This window comes from Pantoea sp. paga (assembly GCF_007558755.1).
Classification (GTDB): Bacteria; Pseudomonadota; Gammaproteobacteria; order Enterobacterales; family Enterobacteriaceae; genus Pantoea; species Pantoea agglomerans.
In genome coordinates, this window is the sequence record NZ_VLTF01000041.1 from 1 (window position 1) to 564 (window position 564).

Here is a 564-nt window from a genome sequence, read left to right on the forward strand (position 1 = left end):
CTACTTAATCTGGCGGTGTTCAACGTCAGGCGGACATCAACCTTCGCGTTTAAGCAGAGCGAGCGCACGCCCATAGGTGGGCGCTTTATCCGTGTTGATGAGACGGGGAATTTGCCAGCCTTTCACGTTGTTTAAAATTTTACCCAGAAACCGATATGCCGCTTTGCTGTTACGGCGCGAAGAGAGATAAAAATCGATGGTGCGTCCTCTGCTGTCAACGGCCCGGTAAAGATAAGCCCACCGGCCACTGACCTTCACGTATGTTTCATCAATGTGCCAGGAGCAGAACCTGGAAGGGTTTCGCCAGTACCAGCGCAGCCGTTTTTCCATTTCGGGGGCATAACGCTGAACCCAGCGATAAATCGTGGTGTGATCGACATTGACGCCGCGTTCAGCCAGCATCTCCTGCAGCTCACGGTAGCTGATGCCGTATTTGCAGTACCAGCGAACCGCCCACAGGATGATATCACGCTGAAAATGCCTGCCTTTGAATGGGTTCATGTGCTGCTCCGTCAGCAAAAGTGGCGAGTAAGTTTACCACCTCCAGATTTTTGCAACAGTGCC

The 564-nt window shown here is 52.5% G+C and carries 1 pseudogene; it reads right to left on the reverse strand.

The annotated features are described in order from the left end of the window. Window positions 1–39: 39 nt before the first annotated feature. Window positions 40–501, reverse strand: a pseudogene (locus tag FOV68_RS23885) (IS6 family transposase); the annotation flags it as partial. Window positions 502–564: the final 63 nt, after the last annotated feature.